Source organism: Sulfurimonas hydrogeniphila, from assembly GCF_009068765.1.
GTDB classification, from domain to species: Bacteria; Campylobacterota; Campylobacteria; order Campylobacterales; family Sulfurimonadaceae; genus Sulfurimonas; species Sulfurimonas hydrogeniphila.
The window spans coordinates 2,096,779-2,116,168 of the sequence record NZ_CP035534.1 but is presented as its reverse complement, the minus strand read 5'-3'; the positions used below and the strand labels follow the sequence as shown (position 1 = coordinate 2,116,168).

23 protein-coding genes are annotated in these 19,390 nt (G+C 38.0%); 11 read left to right on the top strand and 12 right to left on the bottom strand.

Annotated elements, in window-relative coordinates:
• Positions 1-312, bottom strand: coding sequence for a 30S ribosomal protein S10 (gene rpsJ / locus ETP70_RS11115; protein ID WP_013326019.1), 312 nt, complete (start codon positions 310-312; stop codon positions 1-3).
• Between the two features lie 177 nt (positions 313-489).
• Here rpsJ and ETP70_RS11110 point away from each other — a divergent pair, with 177 nt between their 5' ends.
• The 7 genes from ETP70_RS11110 to ETP70_RS11080 all read left to right on the top strand — a co-directional run bounded on the left by ETP70_RS11110 (position 490) and on the right by ETP70_RS11080 (position 7,068).
• Entirely contained in the window at positions 490-1,554 is a 1,065-nt protein-coding gene (locus ETP70_RS11110) for an ATP-binding protein (RefSeq protein WP_151901243.1), read from the top strand.
• Between the two features lie 158 nt (positions 1,555-1,712).
• On the top strand, positions 1,713-2,972 hold the full coding sequence (locus ETP70_RS11105) for a transposase (RefSeq protein WP_188109950.1): 1,260 nt from the start codon (positions 1,713-1,715) through the stop codon (positions 2,970-2,972).
• 178 nt (positions 2,973-3,150) lie between these two features.
• A complete protein-coding gene (locus ETP70_RS11100) occupies positions 3,151-3,630 on the top strand; it encodes a DUF2628 domain-containing protein (protein WP_151901242.1) in 480 nt (159 codons plus the stop codon).
• The gene (rnhB, locus tag ETP70_RS11095) at positions 3,630-4,184 is read left to right on the top strand and encodes a ribonuclease HII (RefSeq protein ID WP_151901241.1); all 555 of its coding nucleotides are present in this window, start codon (positions 3,630-3,632) and stop codon (positions 4,182-4,184) included. The genes ETP70_RS11100 and rnhB overlap by 1 nt, the downstream gene beginning before the upstream one ends.
• A 319-nt stretch (positions 4,185-4,503) precedes the next feature.
• Positions 4,504-5,874, top strand: coding sequence for an FAD-dependent oxidoreductase (locus ETP70_RS11090; protein ID WP_151901240.1), 1,371 nt, complete (start codon positions 4,504-4,506; stop codon positions 5,872-5,874).
• 13 nt (positions 5,875-5,887) lie between these two features.
• Positions 5,888-6,634, top strand: coding sequence for a Rieske 2Fe-2S domain-containing protein (locus tag ETP70_RS11085; RefSeq protein WP_151901239.1), 747 nt, complete (start codon positions 5,888-5,890; stop codon positions 6,632-6,634).
• An 11-nt stretch (positions 6,635-6,645) separates the two neighbouring features.
• A complete protein-coding gene (locus tag ETP70_RS11080; protein ID WP_151901238.1) occupies positions 6,646-7,068 on the top strand; it encodes a hypothetical protein in 423 nt (140 codons plus the stop codon).
• 60 nt (positions 7,069-7,128) lie between these two features.
• Here ETP70_RS11080 and ETP70_RS11075 read toward each other — a convergent pair whose 3' ends face one another.
• From ETP70_RS11075 to selD, 9 genes are all read right to left on the bottom strand, one after another.
• Positions 7,129-8,388, bottom strand: coding sequence for a transposase (locus ETP70_RS11075; RefSeq protein WP_188109950.1), 1,260 nt, complete (start codon positions 8,386-8,388; stop codon positions 7,129-7,131).
• Positions 8,389-8,614: 226 nt separating this feature from the next.
• Positions 8,615-9,781 carry an NnrS family protein gene (locus tag ETP70_RS11070; protein WP_151901237.1) on the bottom strand — a complete coding sequence of 389 codons (1,167 nt, stop codon included), beginning with the start codon at positions 9,779-9,781 and terminating at the stop codon, positions 8,615-8,617.
• 12 nt (positions 9,782-9,793) lie between these two features.
• Positions 9,794-11,074 (bottom strand): SPL family radical SAM protein, encoded by a 1,281-nt coding sequence (locus ETP70_RS11065; protein WP_151901236.1) that lies wholly within the window; start codon positions 11,072-11,074, stop codon positions 9,794-9,796.
• 26 nt (positions 11,075-11,100) lie between these two features.
• On the bottom strand, positions 11,101-11,595 hold the full coding sequence (locus ETP70_RS11060) for an Hsp20/alpha crystallin family protein (protein WP_151901235.1): 495 nt from the start codon (positions 11,593-11,595) through the stop codon (positions 11,101-11,103).
• A 28-nt stretch (positions 11,596-11,623) separates the two neighbouring features.
• The gene (locus ETP70_RS11055; protein ID WP_151901234.1) at positions 11,624-12,049 is read right to left on the bottom strand and encodes an Hsp20/alpha crystallin family protein; all 426 of its coding nucleotides are present in this window, start codon (positions 12,047-12,049) and stop codon (positions 11,624-11,626) included.
• 11 nt (positions 12,050-12,060) lie between these two features.
• Positions 12,061-12,504 (bottom strand): Hsp20/alpha crystallin family protein, encoded by a 444-nt coding sequence (locus ETP70_RS11050; protein WP_151901233.1) that lies wholly within the window; start codon positions 12,502-12,504, stop codon positions 12,061-12,063.
• A gap of 59 nt (positions 12,505-12,563) precedes the next feature.
• Positions 12,564-13,247: a Crp/Fnr family transcriptional regulator gene (locus ETP70_RS11045; protein WP_151901232.1), complete on the bottom strand. Its 684-nt coding sequence runs from the start codon at positions 13,245-13,247 to the stop codon at positions 12,564-12,566.
• 20 nt (positions 13,248-13,267) lie between these two features.
• Positions 13,268-14,368, bottom strand: coding sequence for a tRNA 2-selenouridine(34) synthase MnmH (mnmH, locus tag ETP70_RS11040; protein ID WP_230973272.1), 1,101 nt, complete (start codon positions 14,366-14,368; stop codon positions 13,268-13,270).
• A gap of 2 nt (positions 14,369-14,370) precedes the next feature.
• Positions 14,371-15,405, bottom strand: coding sequence for a selenide, water dikinase SelD (gene selD, locus ETP70_RS11035; protein WP_269138911.1), 1,035 nt, complete (start codon positions 15,403-15,405; stop codon positions 14,371-14,373).
• A gap of 419 nt (positions 15,406-15,824) precedes the next feature.
• Between selD and ETP70_RS11030 the strand changes: the two genes are divergently transcribed.
• On the top strand, positions 15,825-16,268 hold the full coding sequence (locus ETP70_RS11030; protein ID WP_151901230.1) for an HAD family hydrolase: 444 nt from the start codon (positions 15,825-15,827) through the stop codon (positions 16,266-16,268).
• Here the strand turns inward: ETP70_RS11030 and ETP70_RS11025 are convergent.
• Entirely contained in the window at positions 16,258-16,887 is a 630-nt protein-coding gene (locus tag ETP70_RS11025; protein ID WP_151901229.1) for an NAD(P)H-dependent oxidoreductase, read from the bottom strand. The two genes, ETP70_RS11030 and ETP70_RS11025, sit on opposite strands and share 11 nt — an antisense overlap.
• Before the next feature lie 95 nt (positions 16,888-16,982).
• On the opposite strand from ETP70_RS11025, the gene ETP70_RS11020 reads away from it, so the two are divergent.
• Genes ETP70_RS11020 through ETP70_RS11010 form a run of 3 tightly spaced genes read left to right on the top strand, consistent with a single transcriptional unit; the run spans position 16,983 to position 19,243 of the window.
• Positions 16,983-17,327, top strand: coding sequence for a hypothetical protein (locus ETP70_RS11020; RefSeq protein ID WP_151901228.1), 345 nt, complete (start codon positions 16,983-16,985; stop codon positions 17,325-17,327).
• A gap of 18 nt (positions 17,328-17,345) precedes the next feature.
• Positions 17,346-18,560 (top strand): PAS domain-containing sensor histidine kinase, encoded by a 1,215-nt coding sequence (locus tag ETP70_RS11015; protein ID WP_151901227.1) that lies wholly within the window; start codon positions 17,346-17,348, stop codon positions 18,558-18,560.
• The gene (locus ETP70_RS11010) at positions 18,560-19,243 is read left to right on the top strand and encodes a response regulator transcription factor (RefSeq protein ID WP_151901226.1); all 684 of its coding nucleotides are present in this window, start codon (positions 18,560-18,562) and stop codon (positions 19,241-19,243) included. Before ETP70_RS11015 ends, ETP70_RS11010 begins: the two co-directional genes overlap by 1 nt.
• A gap of 7 nt (positions 19,244-19,250) precedes the next feature.
• On the opposite strand, the gene ETP70_RS12705 is transcribed toward ETP70_RS11010, so the two are convergent.
• On the bottom strand, positions 19,251-19,379 hold the full coding sequence (locus tag ETP70_RS12705; protein WP_255613235.1) for a hypothetical protein: 129 nt from the start codon (positions 19,377-19,379) through the stop codon (positions 19,251-19,253).
• Positions 19,380-19,390 lie beyond the last annotated feature (11 nt).

Below are 19,390 nucleotides of genomic sequence, written 5' to 3'. Positions count from 1 at the left end.
CTATTTGTCCATAGAGCGAACTTCAACGTCCACTTCCGGTGCAAGATCTAGTTTCATTAATGAATCCACTGTTTCCGGTGTTGCAGAAACGATGTCGATCATTCTTGCGTGCATACGAATCTCAAACTGCTCACGCGCTTTTTTGTTAACGTGAACTGATTTCAATACTGTATATTTACGAATTTTTGTTGGTAAAGGTATTGGACCACGAATTACGGCACCTGTACGCTTTACAGCCTCTACGATTGACGCTACTGATCTATCTAACACACGATGATCGTAAGCTTTCAATTTTAAACGAATTTTTTCCATGTTTTTCCTTCTAAAGAACTCGTTGGATCCTAGCCCAACTATTTTAAGGGAACGGAATTATACTCAAAGAGCTCTGAATATTCAAGGATTTAGGGTCCAAAAATCGTTTTTCTTTATAATTTATTTCCTTTTAATAAGGAAATGATACAATTGGATAGTTTAAAAATTGGAAATTTTATGGAAATACTACTCGAAGAATTTTATAAAACCGACTTACATGTAGAAAAATATATACAAAGAAAAGTTTTTATAGATGACAGATCATACCAAATCAGCGGTATCACCAAAAGCGGAAAAACCCGTTTGGTCAAAAACTATCTTTTATCTTTAAAAAAGAGTTCCTATCTTTATATCAACTGCAATGATGTACGCATAGAGAGCGAAAAACTCAATGCCGCGCTCCCCTCTTTTTGCAATATCAACAAAATTGACACACTTGTTTTGGATAACTACAATCCAACCATCAAATTCGTGAATGTTTCGCAGTTGGTCATTACAAGTGAAATTCCCTACAATTTTGACTTTTTGGAGCCTTTGACACTTTATCCGCTTGATTATGAAGAATTTTTGGCATATGAGCACAAATATGACTCAAGTGCGCTCAACCACTTTTTCCAACTCGGAGGACTTGCATCTATGCATACTGTAGCACCGGATGAGCGAGTAATTTATTTGCAAAATATTTTACAGTTCACCCTGAGCGAAATTGAATTTGACATATTGTGTTTATGTGCAAAATTCATGTCGCAGAAGCTCTCTGCCTATACATTATACGAAAGGCTTAAAAGTACGCGTAAAATTTCCAAAGACAGATTGTATGCATCTTTTGCTCTTTTGGCAGAAAAAAAGTATATTCATTTACTGGCAAAATATCAGCATACACGTGCAACAAAAAAGGTCTATCTGTGTGATACTTCTTTAAAAAGTGCCTTAAGCATTGAAAAAAACTTTGCAAAACTTTTTGAAAACATGGTCTATCTTGAACTGCTTAAATCATCTGCCGAATGTTATTATGAAGAAGGTATTGATTTTTATCTTCCCACAAACGATGAAATTATTCTTTGCAAACCTTTTGTGGATGAACGCAGACTCTTTAAGAAACTTGAAAGTATTGAAGCTTTTATATTCAGCTACGGAATTACCAAAATCACGGTCATAACCATGAACAAAGAGGGAAATATCGCGCATCCGCTCAGCAGTGTGGATATCATCCCTTTTGATATCTGGGCACTGGGAGATTAAAAAGTTGCAACAGCCGGCACTGAAGTCATAAGTATCTACACAACTCAAAAAAGCAAAGAAAGCGGAATAGATATTGCATAAGATTTTAAAAAACAAGAGAGTTTATGCAATGGAAGAGCGTTTAAAAAAAAAGATATATGAGACTGGTAAAAAGTCATATGAATCATAAACAACACAGTACCAATGGATTAAACCTGCTACAAAAGACTGAAGGATTTTCACAAGCACAAAGTGCTTGGAGATTTTACAATAATGAGCATGTAGATATAGAGTCACTCAATGAGCCAATGCTTACAAGAGGGATTAAAACTATTAATAAAAGCAGTGATGAATATATACTTGTAGCCCATGACTGGTCACTCATAAATTATAAAAACCATACGGCAAAAACAGATTGTATACGAAAACGCAGAAGCAATGTAAATAATGCTTCATCAAGAGGATATGAGTTGCAAAGTTCCCTTGCAATTGAGAGCAGCAGCGGCAAACCAATCCTTCCCTTGGTACAGAACCTAAAGACACAAGATAAAGTGCTCTCAAGCTATAATCCTACAATGAAGAGTCATCTTACCCATCTCGGTGAATTAACACAAAGAATAGCTTATATCAATCAATCCCTCAACATACAAAAGAAAATTGTACATGTAATTGACAGAGAAGCAGACAGTGCGGGGTTTTTCAGAGGACTGCAAAAAGAGGATTTATATATAGTACGAGCATTAGACAATGTCAAAGTCAGGTATGAAGATGAAGATATTACCCAAAAAGAGTTGTCCAAAAAAATGGATAAAGGCAAATATGTAAAAACTATACAGTATCAAAATAAAAAAGTAAAAATTTATGTTAATACGGTAGATATACTTATAACAAGAGACAGCTATCAAAAGACAGATACGCCACAAGGTAAAACAATAAAACAAAAAGTAAAAGGCAAGCCAATAAAAAACAGATTTATAGTCCAAAGACTCATAGATGAGAAGAACAATACAGTTGCTACCTGGCTTCTGTTAAGCAATCTTCCAAAAGATGTTGATATAACAAGGATAGGATTGTGGTATTATTACAGATGGAATATAGAAACGTATTTTAAACTGTTAAAAAGCTCAGGGTTTAATTTGGAAAAATGGCAGCAAGAGAGTGCACAGGCTATATTTAAACGCTTGTTTGTTGCCTCTTATGCCTGTTTGCTTGTATGGGAAATTGAACATACAAATAGTAAAAACATGCTGGCAATTAGAAAGTTTTTAGTTCGATTAAGCGGGAGATTGGTAGCAAGAAAGAAGATATCTACCTCTCCGGCTCTGTTAGCAGGTTTATGGAACTTCTTCTCTGCTATGGATATGCTTGAACTTTATGATATTGAAGAACTCCATAGCATTAAAAAAGAACTCAATGACTTTATGCAGATGGAGTTTTAAGTTGTGTAGATACTTATGACTGAAGTACCGGTTCCGGGAAGATTTCCGGCTTTTTCGGAACCCGTACTTCAGTGCGGGCCGGGAGTGGCTGGAGAATTGGCTGACTTTTGTTGGCAAAGCTGTACTTTATTAACTTCTTTCATTATAATACGTTATATAAAACAAACAGGAAAAGTTTATGCAATTACCTCAAGACGAATATGAAAAAGCAATGCTGGAGGCTTTTGTGAACAAACCGGAAAAAACATTCTGGTACCAACAGGCGTTTTCCAAATTTGATGTCAACGGGATTGACACGATGAAATGGGTTTGGAGCTGGTGGGCTTTTTTTGGCGGATGGGCCTTTTTGCTTTACAGAAAACAGTATGTCCCTGCACTTGTGCTTTTTGTGCTTTCCATATTGGCCACAGCCATACCCTTTGGCGGATTGCTTGTTGCCATACTTGCGGGCGGTTTTTCTACCTATTTTGTATACAAAGGCTATAAACAGAAAAAAGCCGAGATAGAAAATGCTATTGCGGATCCGCAAAAACGTATTGAGACAATGAAAGAAGTTGGCGGATACAATCAATGGGTTGTATGGGTCTATGTTCTCTTTGTTTGCCTCTTTTTCTTATATATTATTTCTGTAATGTTTACCATGGCGAGCATGAACTGATGCATTTGCTCTGTGGTATAGATGAGGCCGGGCGCGGACCTCTGGCGGGAGATTTGGTAATGGCCGGCTGTATTTTGCACAATACCATTGTCGGACTGCATGATTCAAAAAAACTGACAGCCAAAAAGCGTGAAGCTCTTTATACCTTGATTGTCAAAAATGCAAGTTACCATATCGTCAAATTTTCTGCACAGGAGATAGACAACAACGGAATATCTGCATGTTTAAAAAAAGGGCTTCTTGAAATTATGAAAAATCTGCAGGCGGATGAGTATCTGTTTGACGGCAACCAAAGCTATGGAGTACAAAACCTGACAACTATGATCAAGGCTGACGGTAAAGTCCCCGAAGTAAGTGCAGCATCCATCCTGGCTAAAGTTGCACATGACAGAGATATTTTGGAACAGGCAAAAAAATACCCCCAGTATCAGTTTGAAAAGCACAAAGGCTACGGCACCAAGTTACATGTAGCCATGATAAAAAAGTATGGCTACTGCGAAATTCATCGCAGAAGCTATAAAATTAAGGCACTGGAATCTACACTCTTCGATTAAAAATAGACTTTAATATTTCCTATATGTTACTTTTATACACATCATTAAAATATTTTAGATATATTACATTTTTGTGATAAAATTATTTTAAATAAACTCAAATTGTTTCAAAAGCCCTGCTGTATGAAACTTTCATTTTCACACACGGTCAAAAACTCTACAATAATAATTAATAATTATGATTATTAAAAGATTAATGCTTTAATATTATAAATTAATTTTATATTTTAAGATTGCTTAAGACGAGCAGTAATACTATTTTCCTGATTGAAAACAAGTTTTTGTTTTTAAAGTATATTTAACTTTACAGGAGAATGGAATGAATATGAATCGTAGAGATGCCCTGAGACTTGGTGCTATCAGTGTAGCTGCAGCTGCTACAACTTTGACCGGGTGCGCTTATGGTGAAGCAAAACCCTCAAAAAAACAAAACAAAACAAACAGCAGTGTAGGTATGGGCACACCGGCACCCCTTCCTCCGGCAACCGGCAAAAGAGTAGTGATTGTAGGCGGCGGCTGGAGCGGTTTGTCTATCGCAAAATACACAAAGAAATTCGCACCCAATGCGGATGTTGTTTTAGTGGAACAAAGAACAGAGTTTATATCCTGTCCTATAAGCAACCTGTATCTTGTCGGTGAAGTGGATTTGGAGTTCTTAACACATGATTATTTACAGGCAGCCCGCGAAAACAAATATACATACTTTAATGCTACGGCTATCGGTATAGACAAAGCAAACAAAATCATTAAAACAAGCAACGGAGACATCAAATATGACTATCTGGTACTGGCTCCCGGTATTGACTATGACTACAGTGCATGGAATGTCGATACTGTTACAGAACAGAGGCTTCGCACCGAGTATCCTGCCGCCTTTATTCCCGGAAGCGAGCACATGACACTCAAAGCAAAACTGGAAGATTTTGAGGGCGGTAATTTTATACTGACGGTTCCGGGCGGAAACTACAGATGTCTGCCTGCTCCTTATGAAAGAGCCTGTCTGATAGCAGATTATTTTAAGAAAAACGAGATTGAGGGCAAGGTGATCCTTCTTGATGAAAATCCGGATATAACGATCAAAAAAGAGGGATTCCAGTCTTCTTTTGACGAAATGTACAAAGACTATATCGAGTACCATCCAAACTCTAAAATAATGAGCATAGATTTAGATAAAAAAGTCGTTGTCGCGGGTGAATTTGATGATGAGTATTCCTTTGAAGATGCTGCATTTTATCCGCATGTCAGAGGCGGAAAGCTCTTGGAAGTCTGCGGCGTTGCAAAAGACAATGTATTTAACAAGAAAGTAGGAAATATTGACCCGTTTACCTATGAGGTTATAGGCGAAAAAGATATTTTTGTCTCCGGTGATGCACGTCCGATGGGTTACTCCAAATCAGGCAACACATCAAATTCTGAAGGTCACTATATCGGGAAACTTATAGCACAAAGAGTCAACGGCAAAAAAGACATTCCTTGGAAGTCTCCGCTGACAGTCTGTTATTCTGCTGTTTCAGCCGGACCGATACATGCGATTTCCGTCAGGGCAGAGTATGAGTTTGAGGGCAAAAAACTCAAAGGATTTACAAATGTCGATCTTTCACAGCAATGGCGCGGCAAAACAGGCCTAAACAACGGAAAAGCTCTGAATGAATGGGCAAAAGGTATGTTTAGAGATATGTTTAACGCGTAACAGGGAGTTTTGCATGCTAAGAAGAGACTTTTTAAAAGTAGTCGGAGGTGTTGGCGTTGTCGCTGTAGCACCTTCTTTGATAGAGGGCAGACTCTATGCCGAGGATGGTACACTCTATACATCGTACAAGAAAGTACAGCTGAGTGATGCCGAGGGCAAGCCTTTGTTGGCATCACAGCTGGACAAAGAGGTTAATTATGTTTTTAACTATCCGTATGCGGGAACAAGCTGTATGTTGATTGCCCTGCCTCATCCTACAGAGAAAAATGTCAAACTGACAAGTGAAGACGGTGTCCAATATATATGGAAAGGCGGAGTCGGCAAAGAAAGAAACATTGTTGCTTTCTCATCCATCTGCCCGCACCAGCTTACACATATCAACAAAAGTGACACATTTATATCTTACTTAAAAACAGGGGGCAAAACTATGGGCTGCACCAAAAGTATGCCCTGTCATGACAAAGGAGAGGTAATAGTATGCGGTTCTCATTTATCGGTGTATGATCCCAAAAAAGGAGCAAAAGTACTTGGCGGCCCTGCACCGCAGCCTTTGGCTTCGATTGTATTGGAGCATCATGATGATGATACCTTATGGGCTGTCGGTGTTTTGGGCCCGGATAAATTTCATGAGTTTTTCAGAGCATTTAAACCAGAACTTAAAGAGCAGTATGGCGGAAAAAGAAAAGCAAAAAAACTTGTAAAAGACAAAGCCCCGACTGTAACTCTTGCAGAGTTTACAAAAGATATTATAAGATACTAAAGGATAGCAAAGTGAAGTCACTACTCATCATGACAGCAATTTTCATCTTCTCTTCGTCTCTTCAGGCAGGCGATACGCTCAAACAGTCAGAACTTGCTTCAGATATGCGCAAAATGTTACAGGCAGTCAATCAGATTCAAACGGCAGGGTTTTACTACAACAAAGAGGGCATGACAGAGGGCGTCAATAAACTAAAGAGTGCAATTGGTTCACTGACAATAACAGATGCAAGAAGTTACCTTCCTGCAAATGAAGCCTATGCGGACAAGTTCGCTCAAAAAAGAGCCAAAATGATTACAATGTATGCGGATGATATGATTGTATCTCTCAACAATGAAAACATAGATGATGCCATAGAAGATTATTCCCAGATTATCAGACAGTGTACATCATGCCACTCCAGAATAAGAGCAAATGCCTGGAAATTAAAATAAGAAGGAATCGGAGTGAAATAATCTCGGAACCGGCACTGAAGTCATAAGTATCTACACAACTTAAAACTCCATCTGCATAAAGTCATTGAGTTCTTTTTTAATGCTATGGAGTTCTTCAATATCATAAAGTTCAAGCATATCCATAGCAGAGAAGAAGTTCCATAAACCTGCTAACAGAGCCGGAGAGGTAGATATCTTCTTTCTTGCTACCAATCTCCCGCTTAATCGAACTAAAAACTTTCTAATTGCCAGCATGTTTTTACTATTTGTATGTTCAATTTCCCATACAAGCAAACAGGCATAAGAGGCAACAAACAAGCGTTTAAATATAGCCTGTGCACTCTCTTGCTGCCATTTTTCCAAATTAAACCCTGAGCTTTTTAACAGTTTAAAATACGTTTCTATATTCCATCTGTAATAATACCACAATCCTATCCTTGTTATATCAACATCTTTTGGAAGATTGCTTAACAGAAGCCAGGTAGCAACTGTATTGTTCTTCTCATCTATGAGTCTTTGGACTATAAATCTGTTTTTTATTGGCTTGCCTTTTACTTTTTGTTTTATTGTTTTACCTTGTGGCGTATCTGTCTTTTGATAGCTGTCTCTTGTTATAAGTATATCTACCGTATTAACATAAATTTTTACTTTTTTATTTTGATACTGTATAGTTTTTACATATTTGCCTTTATCCATTTTTTTGGACAACTCTTTTTGGGTAATATCTTCATCTTCATACCTGACTTTGACATTGTCTAATGCTCGTACTATATATAAATCCTCTTTTTGCAGTCCTCTGAAAAACCCCGCACTGTCTGCTTCTCTGTCAATTACATGTACAATTTTCTTTTGTATGTTGAGGGATTGATTGATATAAGCTATTCTTTGTGTTAATTCACCGAGATGGGTAAGATGACTCTTCATTGTAGGATTATAGCTTGAGAGCACTTTATCTTGTGTCTTTAGGTTCTGTACCAAGGGAAGGATTGGTTTGCCGCTGCTGCTCTCAATTGCAAGGGAACTTTGCAACTCATATCCTCTTGATGAAGCATTATTTACATTGCTTCTGCGTTTTCGTATACAATCTGTTTTTGCCGTATGGTTTTTATAATTTATGAGTGACCAGTCATGGGCTACAAGTATATATTCATCACTGCTTTTATTAATAGTTTTAATCCCTCTTGTAAGCATTGGCTCATTGAGTGACTCTATATCTACATGCTCATTATTGTAAAATCTCCAAGCACTTTGTGCTTGTGAAAATCCTTCAGTCTTTTGTAGCAGGTTTAATCCATTGGTACTGTGTTGTTTATGATTCATATGACTTTTTACCAGTCTCATATATCTTTTTTTTTAAACGCTCTTCCATTGCATAAACTCTCTTGTTTTTTAAAATCTTATGCAATATCTATTCCGCTTTCTTTGCTTTTTTGAGTTGTGTAGATACTTATGACTGAAGTACGGGTTCCGAAAAGCCGCTTGATTGGATGGCATTGGCATTGAAGTGCCAGCCCGATCTGAAAATTTTGCTTTTTGCAAAACAATGCTACAATTTTTTTCCAAAAACCAACACTTGAAAATATCTCCCTCCCCAAATCAAAAAGAGCAAGAGCCAGGCAGTAAAAGAGATGTCAAACAAAAATCCAAGCCCCCATCCAAAAGCTATATTGATACTGTAAAGCGCACGGAACAACACAACAAGCTGTATAAACAAAAATATCTTTGTTGCCAAAGTATCTGCCTGCGGCGGTTGTCCTGAGTGCCCAAGTGTCACACGTGTTCCAAAGCCTATAAGGAGTGTTGTTAAAAAACCTATTGCCAGAAGATGAATATTTAAAAAGAAAAAAGATGTATCTAAAAATATCTCCGCACCCAAACTGAGTGCCGAAAGAAAGAAAGACAAAGGCAGCCAAAAAAGTGCAAGATGCAGTACCCACAAAATAGGAGGGGACTGCAAAGGGTGTAAATCCCAGCGTTTAAACTCAAAAAACATATAACCGGCAAGCAGTAAATCTATAACTATCTGCAAGCTTTTTATATCTGCAGAAACAAAGATACTTTTTAAAATAAACAAAACAAAAATTATTTTGACAAAATTTTCATTTTTTGGCGCAAATGAATGGGAGAAAAAAGGAATCATTCTCTGTCCGACACTAAAAGCAAGAAAAATAAGGTACATGTAAAAAGAGATACTGATGGCAACTGGTAAAATTTCCGGTATAAACAAAGAGAGTATAAAAAGAAAATTACCAAAGAGCCCAAAGTAGTTTGCATTGAGTATCCAAAATGAGTCTGATTTGTCCGCTGCCATTCCTGTTTCATAGATGTTTTTTAGTTTCAATACTATAAAAACCTGAGCTGTCAGACTTATAACCATTGCCCCGAGTAAAAGGGTTTCAGAGCTGAAAACACCGATAAGAAAAAGCAGTGATGCAAGCGTGTTTGCATAAAAAATATTGGAATAGTATTTTTTTGCTATCACCTGTGTCTGATTAAAACGCGGAAAAGTTGTAAATAAGAACCCTGTAAAAAAATTTGTAAAAACCAGAAATATCAAAGAATAGCTGTGAAAGAGCAAGAGCGTTACATGTAAGGAGAATATGCCTTTGTACTGTAATGCAAAAATGAGCATCATAACGATTGCATTGAGTATTCCAAGAAGAAAAAAGGGTTGATGGGGTTGTGATAAAAAATAGTTTTCTTTTGTCTGCATAACGCTACCGTCCTATAATAAAAATTCCTGACCGAGTTTTTTGCAGTATGCTCCAAGCATAGCGCGTTCAAAGTCATTGTTTGTAGAGTATTGATATCCAAATGTTTTGGCCCACATGTGATGCTCTTCCATACAAAGATAAAAAAAGACCTGCTCTTTTGTCACCCCGGAGGAAGTGCCCTTGGGGTGCCATGGAGCAAAACTTTCATAGGCATGTTTGAACATTTCAACTTTTGTCGCATCAGGATACGATGTCTTTCCGCTTGCATCTTCATGCGGGATTTGTGTAATTTTGCTTCTGAATTCACGCTCACGCAACTGTTTTATGACAGGCTTTATAAAGGTAAGTGTCCCAAAACTGACAAGCGCAACCTCTTGTGGAGAGAATTTTAGTATAAGTTCTTCATATACTTCTTGATATTCGTCAAGATAGCCTTCGTATTCTACAATGGGATGAAAATGAAAGCCGACTTTAACACCTTTGTCCGCCATTTTTCGAGCGGCTGCTATACGTTTTGCAAGAGAAGCGGTTAAATGCTCTTCGTTGTCTATAATGGTCTGGGTATTGAGACTCCAGGTACAAAGTATATTTTTCGGCACTTCATTTTCAAGCAGATATTTTATATTGTCCGATTTTGTTTTAAATTCTAAAATGACATTGGGATTTTTTCTTGCAAAGGCAAAAAGAGCATCCAAAACACCCTCACGGTTGCCAAACATCAGTGAGTCCGATGCCTGACCGGTACCTATGTGGTAGGTCTTGTTTGGATCAAGTTGCAGATTTAAGAGTTTGTCTGCAAAACTGCTGTCAAAGGTAATGGTATTTTGATTGTAAAAACTCTGAATGGAACAGTAGGAACAGTCAAACCCGCAGCTCTCAACCGCATCAAGCGTGAGCAGATTGCAGCAGCGTGTCTTTTCACTTGCCACAGGGCAGAGTCCAAGTCCGAAACCTTCTTTTGGTACTGTTTTAAAGGTATATTTTTGTTCTTGGGGGATATTTTTGAGGGTAAAGTTTTTATAGGAATTTGGTTTGTTGCGTATATTTTCATAGGCTTTTTTAAGCCTGGAGAAAACAACTTTTCTTTGAGGATGTTCGGGAAATACTGCAGTGATTCTTTTCTCATCCCACATCCCCAGATCTCGCGCGAAATTGATTATCTGTTTGATTTCCTGATAGGAAAATTTGTACTCAAAGGATTTCTCTTTGATAAACTCCTGTTCATGTTTGGGAAGTTTATTAAAAAAACTGTTTTCTATAGCGTTGGTAAATTTTTCTGCGTATGAATTCATAGAGGAATTCTAGCAGAAAAAATTAATTATTTTATAGGGATAAGTCTTGCTTTTGGTTTTTTAACTTCTGTTTTAGGAATCGTGACGGTTAAAATACCGTTTTCAAATTTTGTTGCGAGTTTGCTTTCATCAATATTTTCAGGCAGTTGAATTGATTTTTGAAACTCACCGTAAAAAATCTCTTTTTTGACAAAATCTTTGGATTTTTCTTCTTTGGACTCTTTTTTCTCACCTTTTACAGTCAAAATTTTATTGTCATCAATGGAAAGTTTAATATTTTTTTTGTCAACTCCCGCCAAATCAAACTTTAATACTATTTTGTCTTTTGCATCCTGAATGTCCGTTCTTGGATAACTGAAATTATTTAATGCCGAACTGCTTAAGTGGGACTCTATTAAAGAGTTGAAATACTGGTTCATTCTTGCAAAATCTGCATCATAGGGGTTCATGGCATCCATACTCGCGAATGCAGATCCGGTCAGCAAAGATGAAAGCAACAGACTGCTTACTAGTTTTTTCATAGCTAACTCCTTGTGTCAGCACCCTTTGTTATTGGATGCTGATGTTCTTTGTCTTTTTGGATTCGAGTTTTTCAAGAGTCAGATACAGTCTTCCGTCTTCAAATTTTGCCTGAATTTTATCTCTGTCTATATTGTCAGGCAGGATAAAACTTCTTGAGATGACGCCAAAATTTGATTCACAGAGATAGTAATCATCCTCTTTGACCTCGTTTTTAAATTTTCTGACCGCTGTAACAGTCAGATAGTCATCTTCGACTTTTAATTCTATATCTTCTTTTTTAACACCCGGTAAATCAACTTCGATTGTGAAGGTGTCATTACGATGTTTTGCCAAGTTTGCCAGAGGAAGATGTGATGCTACATTGTGAAATGTATCTTTGACAACTTCCAAACCTTTTTCAACTTTTTCTTCCGCTTTTTCCACTAACTCTTTTGATGTTTGTACAATATCCATGATAATCCTCCTTACTCGATTTCAATTTTTTTCGTTGTATCTTTTTCGACTTTCAGTTTTGGTATGGTAATCTCGACCACTCCGTTTTCTCCGGTTGCACGGATATTTTCACTGTCTACTTTTTCAGGGAGCGTAAAACTTCTTGAAAAAGTACCGTAGGCACTCTCTATTCTGTAGTAGTCCTCTTTCTCTTCTTCTTTTTTGACTTCTCTTTTGCCTTTGATGGTTAAGATGTTCTTGTCAACACTGATCTCCACATCCTCTTTTTTTATACCCGGCAGATCAAGCTCAATATAGTAGGCATCGTCACCTTCTCTGGTATTTACAGCAGGAATAAAGTCAAAAACCTCTCTTGGCTCTTCGCTGCTTTGTGTTTCCAGTGCATTAAAAAATTCGTTAATTAAATCAAATCTTCTTGTATTTTGTATCGGATTTCTATGTCTTGTCACTAACATGTCTCACTCCTTAAATTTTTTATTTAAGAAATGATAGTCTGTTTTGAAAAAGTATTTTGCTACTTAAGTAGCATTTGGGAGGTTTTGTCTAAAAGTTTTTGAAGATTCTTTACTTTTATGTTGCGTCTGCTGGTTTCTATAATGTCGTCGGCTTTGAGCTGTTTGATGCTTCTTTCTATAACATGACGGACCGTTCCGAGCAGTTTTGCTATTTCGCTGTTGGAGAGATTTTGCAGGAGTTGGTAGCGGAATCTGTGATTGGGGTTTAAATTCTGTACTAAAAGATTTAAAAAACGCTCTTTTGTATCATACAGGGCAAGTTCGGTAGCAAGTTCTTCCGTATAGCGCATGTGCGCAGCAAGGTAGGGAAAGAACTTTTTATTAAAAGTAGCATCATTTTCAAGCCAGTAGCGGACTCTTTCAATCGGCAGGCGTAAAATATTTGCATCTTCGATAACCTCATAAATAACCTCATGCGGTTTGCCGTCAAGCAGGGAGATGACATCAAACATATCTCCGCGCTTATAGATGAAGAGAGTCTGTTCTTTGTTTGTCTGAAAGTTTATCTGATATGTTTTGACTCTGCCGTTAACGACTATATAAAAATATTTGAGCAGATCATCCGGATAAAATGGCGAAGACCCTTTTTCATACTCAAAAGGTTTGGCATATCGGAAAAACTCTTCTTCAAAGGTTTTATTTGTATTGTTTAAAAGCTCTAATTGTGTTGAATTGTTTTGCATGAGGAAATTGTATCATATTTTCATAACTGGTGTTGTAAAAAGTGCAACACATCAGAAGCATTTCCCTCAAATACAACAGGTATGGGACTCTTTTTAATCTGGTAATCATACATCGGGTCGTAGTATCTTTGTAACAAAAGGGTAATCCACTCCAAGTAGAATGTTTTTGCCTCTGCCTGGGTATCTTGGGAACAGGCTTCGTCAAAGAGTTGTGCAAGTTGTCTGTAAAGCTGGTCACCCAGACGTTTTTGGATTCTTTTGAGCCCTGATTGTACATTGTGTGCCCATATTTGCGGACCTTCTTCCCCGTAGTGTAATGTATACTCTTTGAGTGCGCCAAGAACATACTCCTCATACGTTATGAGTGCGCGAACTTCAATCGGAGTCTGCAGCAATACAAGCTGTCCCTGCATAAAATTGTCATATACGGGTTTTGGAATAAATGTTCTGCCGATATTATGGCTTTCATGTTCCAAAACAAGATGGGTGAAATTTTTATGATGAAACTGTATGAGTTTGTAGGCAAGATTGTTTTCAAAATCAATCTGCGAGGGCTGTGCGTTGACAAAACTTCCAAATGAAGAGCCGCGATGATTGGCAACGGCTTCAAGGTCAATGGTATTTGGCAGTTTATTTAAAAGAATGGTTTTTCCCGAGCCTGTTCTGCCACCTAAAATAAGTGTGGGTGTCTGCGTACTGATGTCTTCACTCTGTTGCATCAAAAAATTGCGAAAAGCCTTGTATCCGCCTTTGAGTCGGGTAATATCAATATTGCTCTCTTTGAGCCACTCCTGTGCAATCCCTGAGCGTTGTCCTCCTCTAAAACAGTAAAGCTTTGCCTCGGGATTTTTTTTGAGGTAGTCCTGCCAGAGGCGGACTCTTTTCTCTTTTCCCTCATTTTGAATAAGAGACTCGGCCAGCTTTATGGCTGCACTATTTCCGGCCTCTTTGTACCGTATGCCGACAAGTCTGCGTTCTTCATCATCAAGTATAGGCAGGTTTGTTGCATTGATAAACTTTCCTTTTTCAAACTCAACAGGGGCGCGGACATCAAGCAGAGGTGTTTCATTGAGGACAATAGATAAAAAATCATCTGTTACATTTGTAATATTATTGGGCAAAGTCAGACTACCTTTACAAGATATTTGCTTGCTTTACATGTAAATCCGATTGGTTCCAGGCAAAGCCCTGCATTTTTTGTAAGTGCCAAAAAGGCTTCTTTTGTATCTTTTTTCACCACACACAGCAGTCCGCCAGAGGTTTGTGCGTCACATAAAATGTCCTGCTGTTCTTGGGACATCGGAGAAATTTTATTTCCGTAACTCTCAAAGTTTCTGCGTGTGCCTCCCGGAACACAGCCCATCTTCAGATACTTTTTGACATTTTTGAGTGTCGGTACTTTGTCAAATTCTACAACAGCGCTGATACTGCTTCCCTCACATATTTCGCTTAAGTGCCCAAGCAGTCCGAAACCTGTCACATCGGTAAGTGCGGTTACGCCTTCTAATGCGGAAATTTCTGCACCGATTTTGTTCAGGGTACACATGGCTTCTACGGCAATATCTATGTCACCCTCGGCAATTTTTCCCTGTTTTTGTGCCGTTGTCAGTATGCCTATCCCCAGTGGTTTTGTGAGGTAGAGTTCGCAGTCGATTTCGGCAGTATCATTGCGTTTAAGATGTTTATTTTGTGCTATGCCTGTAACTGCAAGTCCAAATATAGGTTCGGGAGAATCTATACTGTGCCCGCCTGCCAGTGGAATACCTGCTTCTTCACAGACTGAGCGGCCGCCGTCAATAACTTCGCGTGCCACATCCGCATCAAGCTTGTCAATCGGCCAGCCAAAAATGGAAATGGCCATAAGCGGTTTACCGCCCATAGCGTAAATATCGCTAATGGCATTGGTGGCAGCTATGCGCCCAAAAGTAAACGGGTCATCGACTATGGGCATAAAAAAGTCAGTCGTGCTTAAAACAGACGTCCCGTTGCCCAAATCAAAAGCCGCGGCATCATCTTTTGAAGAATTGCCGACAAGCAAATCAGGGTAAGCAATCGTTTCTCTCGTAGTTGTTAAAATAGTATCAAGCAGTTTTGGAGAAATTTTACAGCCGCAACCCGCCCCGTGACTGTATTGTGTGAGTTTTATACCTTTCATAATGTATAATGTCCTAAATATTTTTTCATATACTAGTCTTCTTTGACTAAAAGAGAGATTAAGAAGTATGCCGGAATCTGTATTGAAGCATCAATGCCATTAAGTTAAGACAAAAACTGAGATTTTCCTGGAACCCAGGCTTTAGTCTTCAAAAAAATAAAGCCACTGAAGTACCGGTTCCGAAAAAGATGCTTAACTTAATGGCATTGACACTGAAATACGGGTTGTGAAAAACTGTACTATTTCTCGGAATCGGTACTTTAGTGCCGACTTTAGGCTTGAAAATTACACAAAACAATTTGTTCTTGATTATAACAGTACTGTAGTAAAAGACGATATTTCAAAGTTAAGTGATTTTCTCGGAACCCGTACTTCAGTGCGGGCTTTAGACTTGAAAACTATACAAAACAGGAAGGAAAAAAATGCAGAGAAATATAAAACATATTATTTTGGATTATAACGGTACGCTTGCAAAAGACGGTATTTTACTGGAAGAGGCAAAGAGACTGCTGCCGCTTCTGGCCAAAGAATATACTTTACATGTAATCACGGCAGATACCTTTGGCAGTGTCAAAAATGAGCTAAAAGAGTATGCTTTACATGTAAAGGTATTGGAGAGTGCAAACCATACTTTGGAAAAAGAGGCATATATTATTGCATTAAATGCAAGTGAGTGTGCGGCTGTGGGTAACGGAAACAACGATATGAAAATGCTGCAAAAAGCGCACATAGGCATTTGTGTACTTGGTGATGAGGGCTGCAGCACAAAAAGTCTGCTCGCTTCGGATATAGTCTGCAAGTCTGTCACCGAAGCACTCGAACTTTTCATTTATCCTAAACGGTTGACTGCCACACTCAGAGTATAAACTCCACCACTTCGTCGAACGGCAGTCTGATCTGTTTTGGTTGCGGATTGAGTCTGTAGCCAAAAGGAAGCACCATTGCGACTTGAAATTTTTTAGTATCAAGACCTAAAATATCTTCGACTTTTTCTTTTTCAAACCCTTCTATAGGACAGGAATCTATTCCTGTATAGGCAGCACCGGTCATCATGTTGGCAGCAGCTATATAGGTCTGTCTTGCACTCCAGCAGTAAATATTTTCATCGCTGCTAAGTGTTTTTTCCAAATGTTTGGCATAGAGGTCCATATACATATCAAGTGATTCCTGCGGCATATTACGCCTTGAAAATCTTTTTTTGACTTCTCCTGACTCCGGTTTGAGACTCTCTATTCCGGCAAGAATAACAACGAGATGCGAACAGGAAGTGATTTGTACCTGGTTCCAGCATGCCGGTCTCAGCTCGGCTTTGAGGTCTTCGTTTGTAATGACCAAAAATTTCCAGGCTTCCATACCGAAAGAGGAGGGTGATTTTCTGCCACATTCAAGAATAAAGTGCATATCTTCATCACTTATCTTTTTGGTTTCATCAAATATTTTACAGGCATGGCGAAAGTTCATCGCATCCATAAATTTGTTTTGCATTGTCTGATCCTTTTTATATATGTCAAATTGCAATAAATTGCAGAGCAGTTGTAAAGATGTTTTATAATCATAGCACAAAAGCCGGGAGGTAAGTAATGATTTTAGGAAAATGCCCATATTGCGAGGATGGGGAGATTGAGGTACGTGACAAAGAGGTGCGAGGAAAAAAAGTAAAACTCTATGCCTGTTCAAACGCCCACTGGCAGACAGAAGACGGAGAGATGTTTGAAGTGACGCCGGAATCTACATGCAGCTTCAGAATCTGGCAGAACTCTTTGGCAAAATACGGTAAATGGCTGGGTTACAAGGAGGTCAGAGAACTTTTAAGTGAGGGGGAACTCGAAGTGGAACTGCTCAGTAAAAAATACGGCAAAAAGATTTACTATACAAAAAATATAATTTTGAATGAAGAGTATGGCGTAAGTGTACTTTGGGATTAGTTTGGCTAAAATTAAACTATGTTAGAACAGTATAAAGAAGCGATTGAAAAAAGCAATATTATCTCAAAAACGGATGTCAACGGCATCATTACCTTTGTCAATGAGGAGTTTTGCAAAATTTCGGGCTATTCAAAAGAGGAACTGCTCGGGAAAAACCACAATATTGTCAGACATCCTGATGTCGCAACCTCCGTGTTTAAGAAATTGTGGGAGACAATCAAGGCAAAAAAAACATATAAGGCCACCGTAAAAAACAGAGCAAAAGACGGAAGAACTTTTTATGTCAATACCACCGTCATTCCCATCCTTGACAAACAAAACAACATTGAAGAGTTTGTGGCGATTCGTTATGATGTTACAAAAGAGGTGTTTTACAAAAAGAGTCTGGAACAAAAAGAAAAAGAGCTGCAGGAACTCAATGAAAATCTTGAAAAAAGGGTGCAGGAGAAGACACAGGAGCTTAAAGAACTCAATGAAACGCTTGAGCTTCGGGTGCAAGAAGAGATAGCCAAAAATGAACAAAAGCAAAAAGTGATGTTTTGGCAGTCACGGCTTGCAAGTCTGGGCGAGATGCTTGCAAACATAGCCCATCAGTGGAGACAACCGCTCACAGAACTCAGTCTGACACTCTTTAGTTTAAAAAAAGCAGCGCTTAACAACGAAGAAGAGGAAGTGCAGAGTCTGTATGATGAGAGCAAGGCAATTATACAGAATATGTCGACGACGATTGATGATTTTACCAACTTTTTTAAACCGACAAAGCAGAAAAACTATTTCAAAATAGCAGACAGTATCAATGAATCATTAAACATTTTAGAAAAAATTATAATCAAAGAGATGATCAGTGTGCATACCGAGTTTGAAGATGTGGAAATTTTAGGCATTTCAAATGAGTTGACACAGGTGATTATCAATCTTATCCAAAATTCAAAAGATGCTTTTTTACAGTCGTCTGTTTTGATAAAAGAGATACATATACGTGTAAAAAAAGAAAAAGATTTTGCACTTATAGAGTTTAGTGACAATGCCGGCGGTATCAAAGAAAAAGAGATTTATAAAATCTTTGAACCCTATTTTACGACAAAGCACTCCTCTTCGGGTACAGGACTTGGGCTGTTTATGTCGAGAATGATTTGTGAACAGGGCTTGAACGGTTCCATAGATGTAAAATCCAAAAACGGTTCTACAACTTTCAGTATAAAAATTCCGCTGCAAAACAGAGAGAAAAGATAATGAGAAATAAATTTTTAAAAAGTCTGAAAGTTTTATTTGTTGAAGATGAAGAAAAACTTTCACTGTTGCTGAAAAATGCTATCGGAGACCATTTTCACAGTTTTTTACTGGCAAAAGACGGAGATGAGGGCTTACATATATACAAGAAGGTTTTTCCGGACATTGTGATTACCGATATTATGATGCCAAACAAAAGCGGACTGGAGATGGCTCAGGAGATCAAACGTATAAATCCACAAAGTAAAATTATAATACTGAGTGCTTTTAGTGATGTTGAAAAATTGTTGGGTGCAATAGATACCGGAGTCGTTAAGTATTTTATAAAACCTTTTGATCCGGATGAGGTTTTAGAGTATATTCTCTCACTCGAAGCAAGCATTGGTAAAAAGCTTTTAAATTTTTTGGACGGATTTGTATTTAATAAAACCACCAACAGTCTATACAAAAACAACAGATATATCGCACTTTCAAAAAAGGAACTTCTGTTTTTGCAGGCGTTAGTCAAAAATTATGAGGAGAACCGAGGTATTTTGGAGTATGCAACAATCAAAAACATGATTTGGAAGGAAGATGTAAGTGATGAAAGATTGAGAACATTTATAAGGCGCTTTAGAGAAAAAACCTCCAAAGAGTTCCTTATAAATGTAAAAGGACTTGGCTATCAGATAGCGTTTAATCAATAGCCTCGGATTAATTCTGACCCGGATGGTATGGTCTTGCAATAGCCGGTTTTTTCACTTCTTTTTTGTCGTAGTGTACTGTGTCCTGTGCCTGTAGTGCAACCATTGCCAATGTAAATGTCAGTATAACTTTTGTCATGATATTTCCTT